16 protein-coding genes are annotated in these 22,328 nt (G+C 41.2%); 7 read left to right on the top strand and 9 right to left on the bottom strand.

Annotated elements, in window-relative coordinates:
* Positions 1–648: 648 nt before the first annotated feature.
* The 7 genes from V7L29_RS19520 to V7L29_RS19490 all read right to left on the bottom strand — a co-directional run bounded on the left by V7L29_RS19520 (position 649) and on the right by V7L29_RS19490 (position 8,189).
* Entirely contained in the window at positions 649–1,119 is a 471-nt protein-coding gene (locus V7L29_RS19520; protein ID WP_334736559.1) for a HetP family heterocyst commitment protein, read from the bottom strand.
* Between the two features lie 1,186 nt (positions 1,120–2,305).
* On the bottom strand, positions 2,306–2,488 hold the full coding sequence (locus V7L29_RS19515; protein WP_334736542.1) for a hypothetical protein: 183 nt from the start codon (positions 2,486–2,488) through the stop codon (positions 2,306–2,308).
* 59 nt (positions 2,489–2,547) lie between these two features.
* Complete coding sequence (locus V7L29_RS19510; RefSeq protein ID WP_334736541.1) at positions 2,548–2,706, bottom strand: hypothetical protein; 159 nt, start codon at positions 2,704–2,706, stop codon at positions 2,548–2,550.
* Positions 2,707–2,788: 82 nt separating this feature from the next.
* On the bottom strand, positions 2,789–3,043 hold the full coding sequence (locus tag V7L29_RS19505) for a hypothetical protein (RefSeq protein WP_334736540.1): 255 nt from the start codon (positions 3,041–3,043) through the stop codon (positions 2,789–2,791).
* Positions 3,044–3,875: 832 nt separating this feature from the next.
* A complete protein-coding gene (locus V7L29_RS19500) occupies positions 3,876–6,278 on the bottom strand; it encodes a GH116 family glycosyl hydrolase (protein WP_334691809.1) in 2,403 nt (800 codons plus the stop codon).
* 372 nt (positions 6,279–6,650) lie between these two features.
* Entirely contained in the window at positions 6,651–7,520 is an 870-nt protein-coding gene (locus V7L29_RS19495) for a zinc metalloprotease HtpX (RefSeq protein WP_334691810.1), read from the bottom strand.
* A 369-nt stretch (positions 7,521–7,889) separates the two neighbouring features.
* The gene (locus V7L29_RS19490; RefSeq protein ID WP_334691811.1) at positions 7,890–8,189 is read right to left on the bottom strand and encodes a redoxin family protein; all 300 of its coding nucleotides are present in this window, start codon (positions 8,187–8,189) and stop codon (positions 7,890–7,892) included.
* Between the two features lie 504 nt (positions 8,190–8,693).
* Between V7L29_RS19490 and V7L29_RS19485 the strand changes: the two genes are divergently transcribed.
* Positions 8,694–9,539, top strand: coding sequence for a DUF928 domain-containing protein (locus V7L29_RS19485; RefSeq protein WP_334736539.1), 846 nt, complete (start codon positions 8,694–8,696; stop codon positions 9,537–9,539).
* Between the two features lie 36 nt (positions 9,540–9,575).
* Here V7L29_RS19485 and V7L29_RS19480 read toward each other — a convergent pair whose 3' ends face one another.
* Both V7L29_RS19480 and V7L29_RS19475 read right to left on the bottom strand, forming a co-directional pair.
* Positions 9,576–12,200 (bottom strand): CHAT domain-containing protein, encoded by a 2,625-nt coding sequence (locus tag V7L29_RS19480; protein ID WP_334736538.1) that lies wholly within the window; start codon positions 12,198–12,200, stop codon positions 9,576–9,578.
* On the bottom strand, positions 12,166–15,366 hold the full coding sequence (locus V7L29_RS19475) for a two-partner secretion domain-containing protein (protein ID WP_334736537.1): 3,201 nt from the start codon (positions 15,364–15,366) through the stop codon (positions 12,166–12,168). The genes V7L29_RS19480 and V7L29_RS19475 overlap by 35 nt, the downstream gene beginning before the upstream one ends.
* Positions 15,367–15,889: 523 nt before the next feature.
* On the opposite strand from V7L29_RS19475, the gene V7L29_RS19470 reads away from it, so the two are divergent.
* The 6 genes from V7L29_RS19470 (at position 15,890) to V7L29_RS19445 (ending at position 22,313) form a co-directional block, all read left to right on the top strand.
* Entirely contained in the window at positions 15,890–16,249 is a 360-nt protein-coding gene (locus tag V7L29_RS19470) for a hypothetical protein (RefSeq protein ID WP_334691815.1), read from the top strand.
* A gap of 340 nt (positions 16,250–16,589) precedes the next feature.
* On the top strand, positions 16,590–16,997 hold the full coding sequence (locus V7L29_RS19465; protein WP_334691816.1) for a beta/gamma crystallin-related protein: 408 nt from the start codon (positions 16,590–16,592) through the stop codon (positions 16,995–16,997).
* Between the two features lie 565 nt (positions 16,998–17,562).
* Positions 17,563–17,883: a hypothetical protein gene (locus V7L29_RS19460; RefSeq protein WP_334691817.1), complete on the top strand. Its 321-nt coding sequence runs from the start codon at positions 17,563–17,565 to the stop codon at positions 17,881–17,883.
* Between the two features lie 1,016 nt (positions 17,884–18,899).
* Complete coding sequence (locus tag V7L29_RS19455) at positions 18,900–19,310, top strand: beta/gamma crystallin-related protein (protein ID WP_334736536.1); 411 nt, start codon at positions 18,900–18,902, stop codon at positions 19,308–19,310.
* Positions 19,311–19,622: 312 nt separating this feature from the next.
* Positions 19,623–19,898 (top strand): hypothetical protein, encoded by a 276-nt coding sequence (locus V7L29_RS19450; protein WP_334736535.1) that lies wholly within the window; start codon positions 19,623–19,625, stop codon positions 19,896–19,898.
* 216 nt (positions 19,899–20,114) lie between these two features.
* Positions 20,115–22,313: a peptidase domain-containing ABC transporter gene (locus tag V7L29_RS19445; RefSeq protein WP_334691819.1), complete on the top strand. Its 2,199-nt coding sequence runs from the start codon at positions 20,115–20,117 to the stop codon at positions 22,311–22,313.
* Positions 22,314–22,328 lie beyond the last annotated feature (15 nt).

Genomic DNA, 22,328 nt, shown 5'->3' with positions numbered 1-22,328 from the left:
TTAGAAAGCAGAGATAATCCAGGTTGGGAGGACTAGGATTACAATAGTCGAAAGAGAAGCGTATGAGCTACTAGTTCTAACAGCGATGACAACGATTTCACCGAAACTTTTCTATTTCCGTTTCTGGTATTGATGTTAAGCGTTTGCTTTATTAACTAAAGCAACACCAACCACAGTATAGAAAGCTTTATAAGCATTACTTGCACCGTCTGCAGTCGGTGAAAGCTGTGTAAAGTTTGGATTGGGAGAAGCTACCGCTCCAAGTTCTCTTTGCTCAGACTTCCTCAGAAATAGAACCACCAGTAGCAACGGTTAGATCATCAGTCTTGGTGTAGGAGTTATTTACTCCATAAAATCCTGACTACTTTTGTAATCAGTTTGATTTATTTCAGAGTCAGAACTAATCATTGATTTAATTTTTTAAAATTAACTTGCTTGCCAATCACCTCTATTTTTGTTTAAGTTGTAGTTTTTATTAGTTTACCAATATCATTAGTATATATTTGCCATTTTGGCAGATTTTTGAAAAAACTATTAAATTAATCACTGATATAGAAAACCTGCCATGCTAGAAATGTTAAATTAGCATAGCAGGTTTTCAGACACTCAATCACCTCTAGGGCAGAATCTATTGATTCCAAATAGTTTTTAATTGAATCCACAACGTTTCAAGGAAATATCTTGAGTACTTTCTGGTTTTAATTGCGATTTACTTGATTGATGATCGTTGATTTGCTGTGGCATTCTCTGATCTAAACTACTACCACAAATTTCTGTTTTTTGCTTTCCAACTACCTCAAGATAAGCTCGGTCTTTGATTTTGCTTAAGCAGCTTGATGAACCATTGCTATCAGATATTGAATCATTAGCATGTTTCAGCATTTTTATATTTTCACTTTGCTGTTGATTTGTCCTACTGGCTTTAGAGTTTTCTTTTAACAATCGATTGTAGGTGCGATATGGAATGTAATGGAGAGGATTATAGCCAGCAAATCGCAGCATTAAAACACATGCCCACGAATATTTTCCAGCAAGAATTGCTTCAACTACTTTGTCAATTTGTTGAGCCTTCACTGTCTTATCTAAGTTACTACTAATGCCAGCAATGTCTTGATTCATCATAGTTTTTGGTTATCTGGGATGAAGTAAACTAGTTCAGTTTCTACGATTGTTGGTGTTTCAATTGAAATTTACAAACTGCACTAGCTTTTTTGCAGCTGTTTAATCACTGATCGGAAAATATGATCAATGGGAGTTAGAGGTAAAAATTTACCTTTTGTCTTGTATATGACTGGTAGGACAAAAGTCTCGCGTGGCTTTTGGTAAATGCAATTTTGTCCTCTTAAACTTTTTAACTCTTAATTCAATAAGTTTTACCTGTTCAACTGCTTGTATTTCTTACTACTGTTTAATTAAGCATTTTCCGGGAATTTTGCATATTGTTTTCAGCTAGTAGAGAAAATTTATTTATCTTTGAGCGTTAGCAAGGCTATTCGTATTTATACTATTTTTTGTCGCTAATGTCATCCACTAAATTAGCAGATTATTAAGCTAAATTTACTGAATATATTCCGATACGTACTTGCCTATTGTGCAACTTTGAATTTTGTCCCCCTTTACTCATTCATGAGGGGTCTTACCCCTCACACAATATCAATTTAAAGACTTTATTATTGTCGAGTCCCTAAAAAATATTAGCATGAACAATCAGGTAAAACAACTTATAAAAATAGGAATGTATAGAGACTTTAAAAACGCGATTAGCTATAGATAGGGAAAATATTTTTGAAATAATCTCCATTAAATAATATTATCTATTAGCCTTGGATGTCCTGATATATCAAGACTACAGCTTTAGCTTATCTAAATAAAATCGCTGTAAACTGCTCATGAATATTTCATAAGCATTAGCCAAGAATTAACAAATAGCTTATTTTAAAAGATAATTAGTGATTAGTCGTAAGATATATAGTTTTAATTATCATCAACTCAGTTAAGCAAAACACCGATAACGGGATGCTTTCACCAAAAAAGATGTAGCAGGCTAAACCTGTACAACCTTAGAAAATTCCCTAATAGAGAGAAAGCTAATTAACAGAGAATGTTGCTAAATCAACTTAGCAATAATTTGGATGTGTATTAATATCTAACAGATTTCTATAAGTGAGATTACAGATGCAGTTGCAATTGGGCTAAGTGGTAATAAAAACTGCCAATTGCTATGAGTTATTGATGAATGCCTTGCTCAACGAGGATACCTCGGTCTAGAACAAGGATATAGTCGCATGATGAAGATGGTACAAGCTTAATTAATCGGGGTTAAATTCTGTTGAAATTGGCGTTCCGACTGGATATCTAGCGCACTAATTGCTTCATCCAAAATCAGAATTGCTGGGTTCTTAATCAGTGCTTGATCGCTGGCAATTTTTTGTCGTTTTCCACCATAAATTATTGCACTGCGTTCTCCCACGAGGGTGTTATACCCCAAAGGCAGTTATTGATAAAGTCCTGTGCCTGGGCTAGTGTAAGCAGATGCGAACGCTTGTTCTAAAGTAAATTCCGAGCAACATCTGCCCACACATCACCAATAATTTTCAGATTAGGTATACGCTGTAACAGTTGTCTGAAGTGATAAATGTTAATTTGAGCTAGAAAACATGCACTTGCTGCGATCGCCCGATATGCTAAAGGTTGTTTGCAAAACAAATGGTCTACCCTAAAAGTTTGCTTAACTGATCAGCAACTGAGTTAAAATTTCTCGTCCAATAGTTGCGTTAAACGCAAGTAGTCATATTCGACCCTGCCAAACTAAGTACACAAGATTGTTATTGTCTTCAGTTTCCGCATCCATACCATAGATAGTTACATTGTCGCTTAGTTGAAACTCACGAAGAATCCAAACTTGGCTAAATTCCGATTCTAGATTTGTATTCCCTGCAACTATCCTCAAATTTTTGAGAATAGCCACTTTTGGATTGGGAGACTGCTGGTTAGTTATATATTTCACATCTCCCTGAACTCTTAATGACGAACAGGAGTTCATAGTTTGATTTCGGTTTTTTAGAAGATATTAGCAAGATTTATGCCTAAAGCTAGTAACATTTGCATTTTCTGAAAGAATAGTCTTGAATTCTCAATCCTTCAACTCTTACCATTACTGAAATTTTCCTTCGCTTCCGGAAACACTTGGAAAATAAAATCACAAATCTAGACTCTGCTTTTTTAGATGAAGACCGGAGCATCCCAAATGTGCAAGTTTATTTTCATACAGTATTTTGGCTTAGAGGGTGTTTGAAATAACATAGACGCTGACTTGACTTGCCGCAGCGAAAAGTGTATCGCGTCGTTTCCCGCTGTTGCCTGCGGCAACGCCAAAGGCGAACTGTTAGCGCTGCCTCTTCGACGCAGCACAAAGTCTGAGCCGTACCACTTCGTGGAAGCAAGCTACGCGAAGCGTCTCGTAGAGAGGCTTCCGACGCTCGCGGACTCGCTCTAAGCGTTGGCGCAGCCTCTCGAAGAGAAGCTATGCCGTTGGCGAAGCCTCTCGAAGAGAAGGCTTTACGTTGCGCTATCGGATTAGAACTTTGTAAGAGAGGAGCGTCACTTTTCAAGACAGGCTATTGCAAAGGACGCATACTTCTACGGAGAAGCAAGCTACGCGTAGCGTCTCGTAGAGAAGAACACAAACCAAAGAGGTTTGTACAAAGTTTTTGTACCAGTCCTATGTCTTTTGGCTTGCATTGGGATGCTTCCGATGAAAACAGGCTAAATTTGGCAACGTACATACTATACATGGAATACGACCGTTCGTAGGGCTACACATCTGTGCTACTCTACGTGTGTTGCATCAAAACGAGAACCGCTTTGATAGCCAATTAATTAATAACTAAGTAAATTCCCCAAATCGCCATTGCCCGTAAGTAAGTGCTAGCGCGGAAAGTACCAGCTGCGGTGATAGCTTCAGGCGTGCGAAATTGCAGACCATTGTCGTAAATTTGCTGCACCACAGCTTGCGTCAACCTCAACGCTTCATCCTTCATTCCCATCTGCACAAGAAAAGCCGCTAGCCCAAAGTTTATCCCCGTCCAGACTTCCAGGGGATGAGTAGCTTTGGGATTTTCTGGTGAACCGTCAGGACGAACACCATTAGCAGCACCAAACTCACCATTGCAGAATTTTAAAAAGCAAGCATCATAAACAGTTTTCAGGGCAGAAAGGGCGCGATCGCTCGGTACAATATCAGGTAAGTCCAGCAGACGGGCGTAGAATTGTCCGCACAATTGATCTGCCATTACCACATCGGAACCACTTTCACTATCAAGTCGATAATATTGCCCATTCCAAAGTTTTTCTTGGTAAATAGGAAGAGATTGGTGTAACCAAGTTTCATAAGTGGATTTTTGCGCTGCCAACTCTGCTGTCTTACCTGTCTGGTAAGTTAATAAAACATCGCTGATGGCGATTGCAGCCTCCAGCGCCGCTAACCACAACCCACCACAATAGGCGCTGACACCCTGCAACCGCCAATCATCAAAGGTTTGGTCAGGCGCACCAGAATTTTCCGGAATCCCATCGCCATCAAGGTCAAAAGTTTTCAAGTAGTCGAGAGTTTGAACGATCGCAGGCCAGCAATCTGCTAAAAATTCTACATCGTCAGCACCCGTGAGCAGAAAATCACGGTATACTTGCAGGACAAAATCACTACTTAAATCTTTCCATAAATTGCAGTCTTGATAGCTGGTGTAATTGGTTTTCTCCCAAACGTGTTCATTGGGTGCGCCTAAATCGTGGGGTGTTGCACCGGCGACTTTGCGAACTGCAATCGGGCTTTCTGCCTTAATTGTCATGTAATAGCCAATTATTCGGGGAGTATCATCACCTTGAGGAATCGCTCGTGCAAATGCCCGTATCACGGACTTTTCCAGTTCTGGAAACAGCATCAGCAGGGCAAAAGAGCCATACAGCCGTACATCTAGACTTTCATACCAACGGTAATCTAAGCACTCTAGCACTGCAAACTGACCGATGGGATCAAGTTCGGATGCTGCACTCCAAAGAGTACCGCCGCTAGTGAGGTCGTAAAGCTCATTAAATAGAGCCATCTTAAACCAGTTGGGTAAATCTTCCCGGTCGAGAATGGGTTTTTGCCAACTTTGAATTTGCGATCGCCAGATTTGGTATTCTTGTAGCGCAGTAGATGCGATCGCCCAAGCATTGTTACCACTTTTACCCCAAAAGTCTGTATATCTGCGGTAATAATTAACTCCAGCAGCAAATTCTGTGAGCGGCAAATCCCAAGCGACGACAAAGGGGATTTCGAGAGTTTCGCCTGGTTGGAGAGTAAAACGAAGTGCAATCGCAGCCCCTAATTGTGTATTTTCTGTTGCTGTCGTATCTAGATAATTAGGCAAAGAACCATCTTTAGCAAAGCTTTGCCACACCTCCTCACCCGTTCCTTCAGGATTCCACCGACTGTGGTGAAATACTTCCATCTGGGGATGCTTCAGTGTCGCAATACACCAGTTTCCATCGCCTTCTTGTAAAGCATCACTACTAACCCGACCGAAAAGACAGCCAAACTGTTGTGTATTTTCAACTATCTGGTTATAGTTCCCTTGACTTTCACCCCAGCGCGGTTGGTATTCGTAAACCGGACTACCATCATCGCGGACTCGCACTTGAGGAGATTTGAGAGCATTAGTAAACCAGCCCACCATATTTTGCCAACTGAGCATAATGCTGAGAGTAATCGGTGCATCTGTGGGGTTGTGGGCATTCCAGAGGAATATCGCCACAGGGTAGCTAGTTTCTTGGTAATTACCTGCCCAGATTGGTGAAAACTGCTCACAAGTCAACTGTGCTTGAAATACATTTTCATACACAAACCAGCTACGCGGGTATAGCGCGTGATAATTGCCCGTCCCCTCTGTGCCGATAAGTGTCGGATACCACTGCCAAGCCTTGAGAGTGCTGTCATCGGGCGTTTGCGTAGATAAAGCGTAGGCTTGGGAAGATGTGCTATTGGATTCAAATACACTGAATTGACAAGCGGGAACGTTTTTGAAGATATGCTCACCGCCGTCGATGTGCCACAGGTTAAAATCTCCCCGTGAAGAACGACCGATGCAACCTGCACCAAAGCCGCCTAAAGGCATACCATGCCAAGGGCCATCATCGGTATTACTTGCGTAGCGGACGGTATAAGGTTTCTCCCAGCCTAAGCCGATGGGACGGCTCCAAGTGCAAGAGGGAATTTCTAGGGAAAGTTGATTTGTCATCGCCTAATGTTACAGCGTGCAGTTACGTCAATGAAGACTAGCGCGATGTGCGATTTTTCTCAAGTTGTTTGTAAGCTAAACCACATCTAGTTTGTATAATCTGAAATTGTACATTTCTTGTGGGGTGGGCGACACGACATTCTCATGGCTATTCTCAACACCCTTATGTTGAGTTTAACTACTGAGCTTTAGCCACTTGACAAGTTTCTATTTTTCTTACAGCTATTTTCAGGTAAATAGACCACGCGGTAAGGGCACAGCATTGCTGTGCCCCTACGACAGATGTGGTTCAAATATATAAAAACTGCTGTAACTTGACACCAATGGCAGGATGCCCACCCCACAAGAATCGTCCGTTGATTCAGCAACGCCTTAATAAGCTTTGGTTGGCAGTTGTTCCTCTAATTTCAGCAATGCTGCAACTCGTACTTCTGTAGCGGGGTGACTGGAGAACAAATTGCCCAGAAACTGCCCAGAAATGGAATTGATAATTAACAACGGCTCAAATGCTGGATTGGCATTTAAAGGCATCTGCCTTGCTGAGGCTTCTAACCGTTGCAGCGCTCTGGCTAAGGCGCGAGGATTACCAGTTAATCTAGCAGAACCTGCATCCGCAGAGAATTCTCGTGTGCGTGAAATTGCTAGCTGAATAATCGTCGCAGCCACCGGCGCAAGCATTACTGTTAACAAAACACCCAAAGGATTTGCACCTCTGTTGTCATCTCGTGAACCACCACCAAACCATAAACTGTAACTCACCATTTGCGCTAGAAATGAGATAGCACCTGCAACAGTAGCAGCAACCGCTTGTGTGAGGGTGTCACGATTAATAATGTGGGTGAGTTCGTGGGCGATAACGCCTTCGAGTTCGTCCTCTGGCAATATATTCAAAATGCCTTCGGTGACAGCAACAGCAGCGTTTTCTGGATCGCGCCCTGTAGCGAAGGCGTTAGCACCAGGGCTTGGGACAATGTAAACTTTAGGCATGGGAATGTGAGCGCGATCGCTTAATCTCTGCACCATCCGATAAAGTTCTGGTGCTTCCCTTTCACTCACAGGCTGGGCCTGGTATACTGCCAGCGCAATCTTATCTGATTGATACCATGAAAACAGGTTTGTTACTGCTGCTAAAGCTATTCCTATTATTAAGCCACTACTACCGCCAATTACCCAGTAACTAATTGCAATTAGAAGACCACTTAGCGCAGCTAACAAAGCAGCCGTTTTGAATTGATTTGTCATATTTTTGCTCTCCTACTAATGCTGTGTAAATTTTTTAGAAAACAGCATTACTTAAGCTACATTTTGATTGTATCCAGCTAAACTTAGATATATGGTACAGAAAACCTCTCAGATAAGTACGGTTTTCTCACTTAATTTTTATAAATACTAATTTAGTTGTTTTTTGATTCTTTATCTATTGGTAGTAAAATTTATTTTTATAATTAACAAAAAGGCATCTATAAGCAAGTTTAGCAGAAGCTTCTCGATCATTTATTTGATGATGCATAATGTCGTTGCCAAGGCGATCGTCCATTCAGGGAAGGGGTGATCGCACAGAACAAAAAACTGCTCCTGTTTTAAATAACCTTCCTTGAGAACACTCTGATTCTACATACTTGCCCGAATAGCAGCGATCGCTGCATCATAGTTTGGCTCGGAAGCAATTTCTGGTATAATCTCGCGGTAAGTTACCTTACCACTTTGATCTACCACATAAATAGCATGGGTCAGTAGTCCTAATTCCTGAATTAGTAGTCCCCAGCCCCTGGCAAAATCCATGCTTCGGTAGTCTGAGAGCATAATGATATTTTCAATTCCTTCGGATACGCACCAGCGACTTTGAGCAAATGGCAAGTCTGCTGATACTGCATAGGCAACTATGGTAAACCATGACCGACAAAGACTCATGATACAAGCCCACGTAGGCTCCCTTACCTCGGCTTCGCCCTTCCCAATACCCAAATTGCGTGTAGTACTTATGTACAGTGGCTAGTTCCTAGAAGTTTTCCCTCGCTCCTATTTCCAAAGTTGGAAATAAAGATTTTCTTTAAAAATACTGTTGATAGTCGCAAACTGCCATGCCCCTTTCGTTGTTAGCTAGCAACGATCTCAACGAAAGTCGTAGTTAAGCTACGATTTTCGTTGAGCCAAAAGACAAGACTTTCTTCCGATGCTTCCAGCAAAGGTGAAGGCCTAATATAAAGCTATTAACTTCGTCAGCTTCCAATCAACATAGGCTTTATATGCCTTCAAAAGTTGTTGAGATATGATAATTCATCTTTTTTGAGAGGCTTAGTGAAACGTCTCTTTTTGCTGCTCACTTAAAGATAAAAAAATCGCTCTTTGTTTAACAAAATGCTACACCACCTTTATGACGATAGCAACAAGCAAAAATCTTACCTTGTTAAGTCAATGAAATGGATCTTAACAACTACTCTGATTTTAAGCAACACTACCCAATATTCAGCACAAGCAGCAGACCAAACTAAACAATCAGTCATTAATAAACAGCCTACACAACCAGTCAAAACACCTGCTTCACCTCAACAACCGACCTCTCGACCAGTTTTTAAATTGCCAAAAGCACCTGCTTTGTTAAGTCCTATATCTGGGCGTAGAGCAGGAATGGCTAGTCGAGATGATTGCCCTGCGGTTCCAACCCCGCTTACTGCCTTAGTACCATTTCAAGAGGGACAAAAGGTTGCGACCCAGACAAACAAATCAATTATCAGGGTTGTAGAGGGACTAACCACTTCTGAACGGCCTACATTTTGGTTTTACATCCCCTATACTAAGCATTTGTCTAACTCAAGCGCTGAATTTAGCTTACAGGATAGCGCAGAAAATGATGTTTATAGAAATGCGATCGCGCTACCTTCTAAGCCCAGTATCATTGGTATTTCTCTCCCTAGTACTGTTGCTTCATTAGAAGTAGATAAGACATATCACTGGTATTTAAAAGTACATTGTGATCAAGAAGCACCAAGCGTTCCTGTGTATGTAGAAGGAGGTATTAAAAGAATCAATTTAGATTCTCGTGTTATACAGCAATTGGAAGCAACAACTGATCCTCGACAGAAAATTATAATCTATGCCAAAGAAGGTATTTGGTTCGATGCTTTAAATATGCTGGCAAAAATACACATTTATAATTATAATAATGCATCTATTCAACAAGATTGGCAAAGTTTATTGCAATCCATCAATTTGGATAATATTGCTACGGCTCCTCTAGGAAATTTACCAAACCGCCAATAAGTTAATATCCAGCAAAGTATCTATAAGCCTAAATCTCTACAACCAATTACCAACTAAGATGTAGGGTGCCCAGTACATTGGACGGTTGTATTCAGAAGTTTTAAGTAGTTTTAATTGAGCAAAACGTAAAGCTTCTGCCGTAGTTTTACCAGCGATTAACTGGCGGTAAAATTCATCAATAAACAAAGCTGTGGAGTTATCACCAATTTCCCATAGGGAGGCTAAAGTACTCCGCGCACCAGCACGCAGGGCAACTCCTGCTAATCCCAATGTAGCTCGGTTATCTCCTGCTGCTGTTTCGCAAGCACTCAAAACAAGTAATTCAACTGGCTCTGTTCGTTTTTGCTCTCTACTTTTGAGCAAGCTATCTAATTCACTTACATTGATGCGTCCATCAGCTGCTAAAATAAAAGTGTCTTTTGCTTTAGAGCTAAATCGCCCGTGAGTTGCCAAGTGAACAATTCTAAAAGCTTGAGCGTTGATGGTTTTTGCTAAAGTCGTACTAGTAAAATTTTCATCCAATAATGTAGTTGTAGATACGCCTGATTCCTGAATTAATTTCAGTTCAATCTTAACGTTGGGAAGCGGTGCAAACTTTTCATTTTTGGGTGGTTGCGATAGTCCTCCAAGCAGGGCATTTAATTTTTTATGTGCTAGAGGTTTAGGAGTAAATAGTTGCAGTCCGGGGCTAACGGCTACAGAGTAGTTTTGGACTAAATATTCTTTGCCATCATATAATGCAGACATCGGGATATTTAGCAATAACCCGTCTGGGATAAAAACTATAGTATTCACTTTACTATTTTTGAGGTCTGTTTCAACTGGTTTAATTAACCAGTTATAAAGCTGTTGAGAAACTGCTTGAAATTGCTGATGAGCATCAGGTTCGACTATCGTATTTCGTATTTTTGTAATAGCTTGCTCTACTTGCTGACGGTTGACTTTAGAAGTTTTATGCATCAACGCTTGCTTGGGAAGTTTGATAATAATTTCTAAATGGTTATCTAGGATAATCGGGTAGAAAATTGCAGTATTCAGATTGTCGCGGTCTACTACTTTGTCCAATACCACAAATTGGTTGCTCAAGCAAGCTTCTCGGAAAAAATTGTCGAGTTCTGCAACTTGCAAAGCTTCCATTCGTTGACGTGCTTTATCTAAATCAGGCTTTCCTTGTCCTTTCTCTTGTAAAAGCAACTCTACAGACTGTCGATAAAGCGGTTCGATGCGATCGCGGAAATTCAACTGCACCTCTCGATTAACCGCAACTAAATCGCTGCGAAGAGACTCAAGAGTTATTACAGCAGCATCATAAGCAGATATAGCGGCTTCGATATTTCCCTGTACTTTGAGTAAGCGTCCTAACTGCCACTCAAGGCGATAAGTTATATCTGAGGCATCGATTTTTTGAGCCATAAACAACGCTTGCTGCGTCAAATCTTGCGCTTCTTGCCATTGAAAGTTATGCTCGTAAACTTCTCCCAAGCTGCCTAGTGCATAGGATTGGGCACGTTGATCACCGATTATTTTGGCTTGCTGAACGCTACTTGCCAAAATCTCTGCAATGTCTTTTTTGTTACCAATTTTGGTCAAAGTTTGAGCAAAATTGATCCGTGCATAAATACCAGCTTGATTAGTAGGCAGATTGGCTACTTGAGAGTGGATTGTGGGTATTAATGACTTTGCCTCAGCGATGCGTTCGTTTTCGACAAGCAAACTCAGCTGATTAATCAGGGCTTGAACTTTGGCCAGAGGGTTTGGTGCAATTTTGGCAGCATTTTCATAATGAGCGATCGCACCTTTAATATTACTTAACGACCTAGCAGTATTACCGAGGCTAAATTCCGTCAAACTAATTTCTAGAGGCAGTTGCAGACGTTGAGCGATTTCTAAGCTTTGTTGTAAGATTTTCTGGGATAACTCAAGTTCGCCTAATTGTTGTAAGACATTACCAAGCGATCGCAAAGCTGTTACTTTTACAAGTGAGTCAGGTTGGGAAAATAATTGTTGGGATACTTCCTTCAATATATCTAAGCTGCGGCGGTAAAAACCAGCAACTCGTAGAGCTTGTGCTTGGTTAATCCGGCTGCGCGTTACTCCAGCATTGTCACCTAATTTCTTCCAGATTTGTTCTGCTTGTTGTGATGTTTGAAAAGATGCATCAGTTTGTCCCTGTACTAGTTGCAATTCGCCCTGAATATTTAGAGTTTGTGCAAGAATTTCTAACAATTCAGATTTTGGATTATTGACATTTAATTTTTGATTTATCTCATCCCAGCCAAGTAAATTTAAGCTATTGTTAATAGTTGCATAAGCTTCTTTCCAAGAGCCGAGTTGCTGGTATACAAGACAGAGGTTAGTCAGGGCTGCGGCTTGTGCGAGGTTATTGCTTTCGCCTTGATAGATACGGACAGCTTGTTGTAGAACATTTACTGCTTCAGTAAAGTGTCCAGTTTGATAAAGTGCTTCTCCTTGCTCAAGAAGTGACTGTGATATTGTGGCTGTGGGTTTATTGGTTTGGACGTGAAACCCGTCTAGTGAATTTGTCTTTTGTTGTTGAGCAAATGTGCTAGGAATAATAGTCAGGAAAATAGCAAGGGTAAATAGGACTACGGGAGTTACCGCAAATCTAACGACTCGCTTCGGCAGCTGAAGTTTTGCCATATTTCACACCTCCTTGAGATACAGGACAGGAAGCAGGTGTTTGCCAAGGGCTGTGGGGTTTAAATTGAGGAACTTGTGCTACTAGTTCTATGTTTCCCTTACTATCAACTACCCAACCAGAAGCTTCTACAATTAGAGTTGTAGCAGCAATGGGAGTAGTTGAAAGTGCTGTTGGTTGTGGCACAGGCGTTGTATTTACCAAGTTTTCTGGTTTTGGTCTTAATCTCACCCATGCAGACACAGTACTTGAATCTTGTAATGGTTCAGTGGGACTCATGGGTAGTCCGCCGCGTCCTGTTGCCACAAATGTATTTTGAAATTGCCGAGTTCCAGGTGTGCAAGCATTATAAATTTGCCTAGAAGCATCAACTAGATTAGTGGGGAGTTCGACTAAGCCGCGAGTCGGGTCAATATCAAGTGTAGTGATTTGCACATTACCGCTCAACTCGCGAGTTGCTCCGGTAGCGGTGATGTCATTTGTGTTTGGGGAAGCTATATCCCGAAACTGAATGCCAAAGATACCTTTAGTATTGATTCTGACATTACCGCCACGAAAGTCATCAGAGTTGGCAGTAATATCGCTATTTTCAAAGGCGGCCAGGACATCAGCATTAATTTTTATGTTGCCACCGATGACATTTTCTCCTTTAGCGTCAGTCGTGATATTGCTGCTACGACCTAGTAATAATAAATCTTGCACTTGCAGGGTGATAGTTGCCTGTGGTTGATCGGGATCGGTGTTGATGCTGCGCGTGTTAGCGCTGAGAGTGCCATTGTCCATAAGGATGGTGACATTTTTCACGAATAAGTTGCCTGCATTTCCCAGTCCTAAACTGCTCACAAATACTCCTGCTTTATCTGTAACCAACAACTGTTGAGCATTAATCGTCAAATTTCCTGCATCCCCGGTTGAATCTGTATCACTATAGATAGCAGCACCAAAGCCATTCAATTGCACTGTATCAGCTTTAACACTCACATTTCCTCCCCTACCAGCACCTCTAGTACCAGCACCTAATTCAGCCTTTTGAAGGAGCAATTTTTGGGTAGTAATTGTTATGTCTCCTCCATTACTTGGACTTTTTCTACCAGCTCTTGCACCAGCAAAGACCAATGCTCCATCTTGCACTAGCAACTCATTGGAGTTAATCGTTATGTTACCCCCGTTTCCAGTTGCACCTATATCAGCATTAGAATCGGCCTTATCAGCATTGGCAAACAAGCCGCCAGGAGAACCATCAACAGCGTTGCTACCTATAACTTCTACAGTATCAGCATTTATTGTCAAATTTCCTCCCTTGCCTGTACCGAATGTGCCAGTGCCAACTTGTGCCCCATCCCGTACTAGTAAGGTTTTAGTGTTAATTGTCAAATCTCCTGCATTCCCTGTTGTGCCTTGGTTCTGAGTAGTCAACTTACTAGAAGAACCACCAACAGTATTGCTACCAATAACTTCCACAGTGTCAGCATTTACCTTTAAATTCCCGCTTGAACCTGCACCGAATGCGCCAGTGGCAACTTGTGCGCCATCCCGTACTAACAAGGTTTTCGTAGTAATTGTCAAATCTCCTGCATTCCCTGTTGCACCTTGGTAATTTTGAGTAGTCAACTTACTGGAAGAACCATCAACAGTATTGCTACCAATAACTTCTACAGTGTCAGCATTGACCTTCAAATTCCCGCCCTCACTTGCACCGAATGTGCCAGTGCTAACTTGTGCGCCATCCTGTACTAGCAAGGTTTTAGTGTTAATCGTCAAATCTCCTACATTTCCTTTTGCGCCTTGAGTATTTTGTTGAGCAAACAAGCCGCTTGCACCAATGATTTTAGTTGTGTCGGCATTTACAGTTAAAGAACCTCCCTTGCCTGCACCAAATGTGTCAGTGCTAACCTGTGCCCCATCCCGAACCAGTAACGAACCAGCTTTTATCGTCAAGTTTCCCCCATTACCGATTGCGTTTGCGTTTGTGGCAGCATACAAGTGACTTCTAAACTTACCATCGGCAGATGTACCAATCAATTGCATATTTTGTGCCGAAACATCCAAATTTCCAGCATTTCCGCTACCATATGTGCTAGCACCAACCTGTGCCCCATCCTGTACCAGTAATTCACGCGTATTAACAGTTAAATTCCCTCCATTGCCCACTGCTTGCGATCGCACCCTATTGAAGACATAGCTTCCAGACCCTACAACTTTTATTTCCCCTGTGGCATCGAGCGTAATATCTCCCGCAACAGAATTAACTGACCCCAAACCACTTCCTATTCCAGCACTCACTACGCTTTTGCCCGAAACTTCTAAATTCCGAGCGTTAACTGCAATACTTCCACCACCAGCAGCTTCTACATGTACACTAGATTTATTAGCTAAAGAAACATCTGCTCGCGTACTTTCAGCAGGAAAGCCCAAGCGAAAGTTGTTACCATCTATCTGAAGCCCTACAGTTCCGCTTGATCTCAATCCTCCCAACTCGACTCGACCACCATAAGCATTTAATTGACCACCATCCATATTGACATTGCCGCCTACTAGCAACAAACTCTTTCCATCTTCAACTCGTAAACCAGATACTTTAAAACCTGCTGGGTCTTTTCTTGCTGGCGCAGTTGAACTATTTTTAATCGGGGAAGCCGCAATTTGATTGAATAATAAGGCATTTGGATTTACTGTTAATAAGGGTGAAGGTGCTTCTGGATTCAAGGCGCTGAAAAATCCAAAATTGCCAAACCCAATGGCATTGGCTGTTGTGGCGACAAAGGAACCGCCGATGTTCAAACTAGCATGTTTACCAAAAATAATCCCATTGGGATTAAGTAGGAATAAGTTTGCTTTACCGTTAGCACGAATTAAGCCATCAATATTAGAAATTGACTTACCTGTTACTCGTGTCAAGATGTTCTGAATATCCAGTGGATTATTGAAGAAAGCAGTACTGCCATTGGGAACAGAGAACTCCCCAAAGCTGTGGAACAGATTAGCACCTCTTATGGTTCCACCCTCAATAATCCTGGTATTGCCCTCTAATTTCACATTGGAATTATTTGGCAGAGTACCGTCTGGGATGATTTGGGCAACTGAGATATTTGCATATAAGGCGATCGCACTGACAATGGCAATTCCTAGAGCTTGTAACCAGTCCAAACGCGCAGTTCTAAAAGACATTGCACTCTCCTATAGAAAAGGAAATTTAGCTTGTCAGCCTTAATCTTGAGTAGAAGTCAGAACTAGCCCTTTCAAGGTGACTCATAAAATAAGATTGTTTTTCTCAGCGCTACGGGCAGTTTGCTCAAGTCGGGAAACCCGCCCACGCAACTGCCCTCCTCTGTGCATCTGCGGTGTAAAAGTAATTTATTTAACCGCAGATGCACAGAGAACACAGAGATAAGAGGTTAAGGAAGAATTTATGGACTAAGATTTCCACCCACCTTGAAAGGGCTAGTCCTGTAAGTATCAAGACAATCAACCTATGTACAAGAAAGGATATTAGCAAATTGGCGTTACTGAATCAAGTGAATAAAATCATGTCACTGCTACCAATTAAAAATTAGTAAGGTTAGCAAGCTGGAAACAACTCTGATTCCCAACAGTGAATAAAATCATGTCACTGCTACCAATTAAGAATCAGAAGGAAGAAAACAAGCTTACCTTCAGTTCAAACCCCAATCTAAAACTCAGGGGAAAAACAATGTCTAACATCAAAAACCACGGAGTAGATATGAACAACAAGCAAATCAAAGACCTCTACAGCATCGAAGCTGTGCAAGACCTTGACCATGAAGCCGCTGCCACTATTAGTGGTGGTAGCTTAGACCTTTCCAACTTGAAGGATGGTAAAGGAAGGCGGTTAGATAATATCGCAAACCCACGACCCAGTTTAGGCAACTTTAACAATAAAGCATCTTGGTACGAGGTGACGGGTAAAAGAGATTGGATTGTCTACACTGGTCAGAAATTTACAGGTGAACACAGACGTCTGAAAGCAGGTACAAAAGGTAACTTCACTGGTCCTTTTAACAACGACATCGAATCTGTCAGACCTGCATAATCAGTTCTGGTCTATTTCATACCGTGTACTCGAATCCTTCAAAACCTCAAAGAAAAAAGAATGCTCTCACATAAGCTTTTAGCTGAGTAACATTCTTCTCTTGCAGTTCGTAGGAGCGAGGTCGTTTTCGCTCCTACTTTTTCATTCATATCAAGATAGCACAAATAAACGTAAACGGGTTCCCCCTTTTTTAAGGGGAGCCAGCGCTAGGACAGGGGTCTCCCCAAATGTAGTGATTGGCGTGGGTTAGGGAGAATCTAAAAGTGTCTAAAGTTACAGTAAAACACTTTTCAAACAACCTCTCAGTTCAAAGCCCAATCTAAAACTCAGAAGAGAAGCAATGTCTAACATCAATAAACACCGAGTAGATATGAACAACAACATATTAGCCCAATTGAACTTGAGCGCAGTTAATCAACTTAACGATGAGGTAGCTGCTACCTGTAGTGGTGGCGGGGTAGGAGGCCGTAACCCAGATGTAATTTTATTCAAAGATCCGGGTGAGAAAGGCGATCGCTTAGGACTCAAATCAAAGAAAGGTAAAGGCATTGCCAACATCGGGCTAGATAACGAAGGCAATCCTAACGGTTTCAACGATCAAACCTCATCGATTAAGATTATACGGGGTAGGTGGAATTTCTTTAGCGACTCAAATTTTAAAGGACAGTCCACTGGTGTTCTCGGACCAGGAAACTATGCTCTTGGGGCTAATAACGACGATATCACTTCCGCCTTGCGTGTAGGATAGATTTGACAAAAGAGCAATCTTAATAGTGATTTTTGTCTAGAGGGCAAAGCTGCCTCAGAGTATAGATTTCTGAGGCAGTCGAATATCCTGATTTTTGACAGTGAATAAACTAATCTCACTGCTATTAATTAAGAATTAGTAAGGTTAGCAAGCCGGAAACAACTCTGATTCCCAACAGTGAATAAAATTCAATCACTGCTACCAATTAAGAATCAGAAGGAAAAAAATAAGCTTACCTTCAATTCAAATTCCAATTTACAACTCAGGAGAAAAACAATGTCTAAACATCAACAACAACAGAGTAAGTATGAACAAGATTGAGCTGAGTCCACATCTTCAAGAACTTAGTTGTAAAAATGTTGCAGTCCCAGCGGCTTGAACCTAAAATTGTAAGCTTTTGTAACAGTTGAATAATTCTTGGCTGCGGTGGTGAAGAAAGCATAGAGCATAACCAAACTATTTTGCACTGGCTAAATGCTAATTCCGTAGAGAACCGAAACCGTGCAGCGCGACTGTCTTTACAGTCATTCTACAATCATCTTATTTTTTCAAGGAGGAAAATGTTATGAGTTTTTTGAAAAGATCTTTTAATCCAACTGCATGTTTAATATGTTTAGGATTTTTTACATTTACTGCATTACCTGCTTTAGCTGATAATTGCTCGAAAGAAGATAGAGTACCGTTGCCAGGATGTGTTAATGCAAAAATTATTCGTGGTGGAGCCAATATAATTAATAACTGTAATCATCCAGTTACTATAAAAGTTGATATAGCTGACAAAACCGATAAACGGGTAACTATTGGTGCCCACAAAAGAACTTTAGTCCCTGTTAGCGGTAGATATAAGTTGAGTTGTTGTCCCAGATATAATAAATGCAGTGGTTAACAATACGGCGTTGCTGAAAGCATGATGATTTTCAAGCTGTTGTTTACGGAAGCATTAGAGTAACACATTCCACATTTGCTAGATTTCATTATAAAATTGTACAGTGACTTTTCTCAGATAGTATTAACAGTGTTCAGCTATCAGTTACTTAAATATCAATAACTCAGTTAGTAGTTGTTCACTTTTAATTGAAGTCCAAGCTACCGCAGAACTACTTGAGAAATTAAATGAAGTTCCCTTACCAGCGATCATTCACTCGAAAGGCTGCCACTGGGTGGTATTTTCCGAGTCAAATTCAAGCTCAAAGCGATCGCACTGACAATCGCAATTTCTAAAGCTTGTAACTAGTCCAAACGCGCAGTTATAAAAGACATTGCACTCTCCTATAGAAAAGGAAATTTAGCTTGTCAGCCTCAATTAAGAGTATAAGTTAGGACTGACCCTTTCAAGGTGAACGTTTGTACTATCAAAAAAATAGCGTTCTTAACCCGATTTTGGTATTTTGACGATTGCGATGGCTACGCCTGCTGTTGGCAAAGCCTCTCGTAGAGAAGGCATCGCTTAATTTACAGTTCAAAAACAAAGGAGTTTAATGCATAAATTCTTTGTTCAATTTCAGCCGATGCCTAAAATGCTGTAAAAACTTTGATAGTACATATGCTCACCTTGAAAGGGGTAGGACTGTAAGTGTTAGGACAATCAACTTATACATACTTGTAGGGTTAAGAAGTTTTCCCTCGCTCCTATTTCTAAAATTGGAAATGCTATTTCCAAAATTGGAAATGTAGTTTCCGCTCATGACGATGCTTTCTTAGCTGACTTGGATTTATTCTTCTAGTTGTGAGGCAAACAGGAAATATCGCAGTCACAGAAGCATGTAAGAAAGAAGGTTACACCTTATTTACATAATTCTCACAGTGAATAAACCAACCTCACTGCTACCAATTAAGAATCAGAAGGAAGTAAGCAAGCTTACCCTCAGTTACAACCCCAATCTGAAACTCAGGAGAGAAACAATGTCTAACATCAACAACAACGGAGTAGATATGAACAAGAAAACATTAGCAGAATTGAGTTTCACCGCAGTGAAGGAACTTAACGATGAGATGGCTGCTACCTGTAGTGGTGGCGACGTAGGAGGCCCTGACCCAGATGTACTTTTGTTCAAAGATCCAAATCAGACAGGCCAGAGCTTAGGACTCAATTCAAAGACAGGTGAAGGCATTGCCAACATCGGGCTAGATAATGAAGGCAATGATAACGGTTTCAACGATCAAACCTCATCAATTAGGATTCTACGGGGTAGCTGGAATTTCTTTAGCGACTCAGATTTTAAAGGACAGTCTACTGGTGTTCTCGGACCAGGAAACTATGCTCTTGGGGCTAATAACGACAATATCACTTCTGCCTTGCGTGTAGCAGCCTAGATTTGACTTAAGAGCAACCTTTTGAGTGATTTTCGTCTAGAGGGCAAAGCTGCCTCAGAGTATAGATTTCTGAGGCAGTCTCAACAGTTTTCAACTATCAGTTATCAGTAAACTAATATCAATAACTTTACTAGTAATTGTTCCCGGTTCGCTGATAACTGTTTATTGTTCACTGATTTTTTAAACAATGAAATACTAAAGCGTACTGCAACACAATGAAGAAGATTGTGGTGCAGTAAGCCTAGCCAAAGTCGCCAAATACTAAGTTCCAATACCCAACCGAGTAGATATGAAAATAACACATTAGCCCAATTGAACTTGATCACAGTTAAAGAACTTAATGATGAGGTGGCTGTTACCTGTAGTGGGGGCGTTTTTTACAAAAATGGCCCTGATCCAGATGTAATTTTCTACAGAGATCCAAATTTACAAGGGGGTGAACTAAGGCTCAATGCATCGATAGGTGATGGCAATCCCAACATCGGGATAGAGAACGGCCGTGAAAATGGTTTCAAAGATAAAACCTCATCTATTAGGGTTCTACGGGGTATCTGGAATTTCTTTAAGGGCGCAGGTTTTAAAGGATAGTCTACTGGTATTTTGTCGCCAGGAAACTATAATCTTGGGAGTGAATACACAATCAATTCCGCCTTCCGTGTAGGGTAGATTTGACTTAAGAGCAACCTTAAGAGTGATTTTTGTCTAGAGGGCAAAGCTACCTCAGAGTATAGATTTCTGAGGCAGTTGAATATCCGTATTGATCTGTGTTGCCTCTACAGCATCAAAAACTTCAGTAATTTAACTATGAAATATTACAGCGTACTGCAACATAGTCAGGAAGACTGTGGGGCTGCAAGCCTAGCCACAGTTGCCAAACACTACGGACGCACCTTTGCCCTCAACCGCGTGCGAGAAGCAGTCGGCACAGGAGCGCGGGGAACCACGCTACTAGGTTTGAGACGAGGAGCAGAAACCCTGGGGTTCCATGCCCGTCAAGTTCAAGCTAGCCCAGAACTGTTTGAGAAATTAAATGAAGTTCCTTTGCCTGCCATCATTCACTGGAAAGGCTACCACTGGGTAGTATTTTACGGCCTAAAAGGGAAAAAATATGTGATTTCTGACCCCGCAGTTGGTATCCGTTATCTCACCTTAAAAGAGTTAATGGCGGGTTGGAGTGATGGTGTGATGCTGCTGCTGATGCCAGACGATAGCCGCTTTTATGAACAATCATCAGATAAAATTGGCGGTTTTGGGCGCTTCATTGCCCGGATAAAGCCCTATCGTAACCTTCTGATTCAGGCGATCGCAATCAACTTTGCGATCGGGTTGTTGTCCCTGGCTTCCCCTTTAATGATGCAACTCCTCACCGATGACGTGTTAGTGCGGGGAGATACTCAACTGCTAACAACGGTGGCAATTGGTGTGATTGCTATGAACCTAATTCAAAATGCCATTGGTTTAGTACAATCTCACCTGATTGGTCATTTTGGTCAACGGTTGCAATACGGGCTAATTCTAGAATACGGGCGAAAACTGTTGCGCTTACCCTTATCATATTTTGAAGCTCGTCGCAGTGGGGAAGTTGTTAGCCGGATTGCTGATGTTCATACCATCAATAATCTAGTTTCCCAAATTGTCCTTGGTTTACCCAGTCAATTTTTTGTGGCTCTGGTTTCCTTGGGTTTCATGCTTTTCTATAGTTGGGAACTTACTCTCGCTTCCGTTGCCGCCTTTATCATTGTCACAGGAGTCAACCTGCTTTTTCTTCCCGCCTTGCGCCAGAAAACTCGCAGCCTGATCGTTAAAGGTACAGAAAATCAAGGCTTTTTAGTCGAAACCTTTCGCGGTGTTCAAGTCCTGAAAACCACCCAAGCGACTCCGCAAGCTTGGCAAGAGTATCAGACAAATTTTGGTCGCATTGCAAACTTAGGCTGGACTACGATGAAGTTGGAGCTTTACAGCGGCACAGTCACTAGTATTCTTTCCAGATTGACGAGTATTGGCATACTTTGGTTAGGTTCTAGCTTAGTAATTAATCAGACATTATCCATCGGTCAATTGCTAGCGTACAGCGGTATGAGTGGTAGCTTTCTTGGCTTTTTATCGTCAGTAGTCGGACTAATTGATGAATTTATCACTGCTCAAATTGTCGTTCAACGCTTGACAGAAGTGATAGATTCTACGCCAGAAGATGAAAATGACTTTAAAAAACCTTGGGCAGAAATTCCTGGCAATGCAGATATTACTTGTTCTCAAGTTAACTTTCACCATGCTGGTAGAACTGACCTTTTAGAAAATTTTTCTTTAACTATCCCTGGTGGTAAAGTAATAGCCTTAATCGGTGAATCTGGCTGTGGGAAAAGCTCGTTAGGCAAATTAATTACTGGTTTATATCAAGTTCAATCTGGTAACATTCGTTATGGCATATACAACCAGCAAGACTTATCTTTAGAATGTTTGCGGCAGCAAGTCGTATTAGTTCCCCAAGAGCCTCATTTTTGGAGTCGTTCAATTGTTGAAAATTTTCACTTAAGTTATCCTAACATTAATTTTGAGCAGATAGTCCTTGCTTGCCAAATTGCTGGTGCAGATGAATTTATTAGCAAATTACCCGATAAATATCAAACTGTTTTAGGCGAATTTGGTGCAAATATTTCTGGTGGACAAAGACAGAGATTAGCTATAGCTAGAGCAATTGTGACTGACCCACCTGTATTAATTTTAGATGAATCCACAGGCGCTCTTGACCCAGTAAGTGAAACCAAAGTTTTGGATAGATTACTCAATCACCGTCAAGGTAGAACCACAATTATGATTAGCCACCGTCCTCAAGTTATCAAACGGGCTGATTGGATTGTGTTCCTTGAAGATGGACGCTTAAAAATTCAAGGAACTCCAGATGAATTACGTCATATTCCCGGAGAGCATTTAAGCTTTATTGATGAAATTTCTCCTTCTAATAATGGTAATGGATTGAAATCTTCTTTGATTTTTCGCAATTAGTTAATAGTTGTTGGT

It is taken from the genome of Nostoc sp., assembly GCF_036916575.1.
Lineage (GTDB): Bacteria > Cyanobacteriota > Cyanobacteriia > Cyanobacteriales > Nostocaceae > Nostoc.
This window is presented reverse-complemented; position numbering and strand designations above follow the sequence as displayed.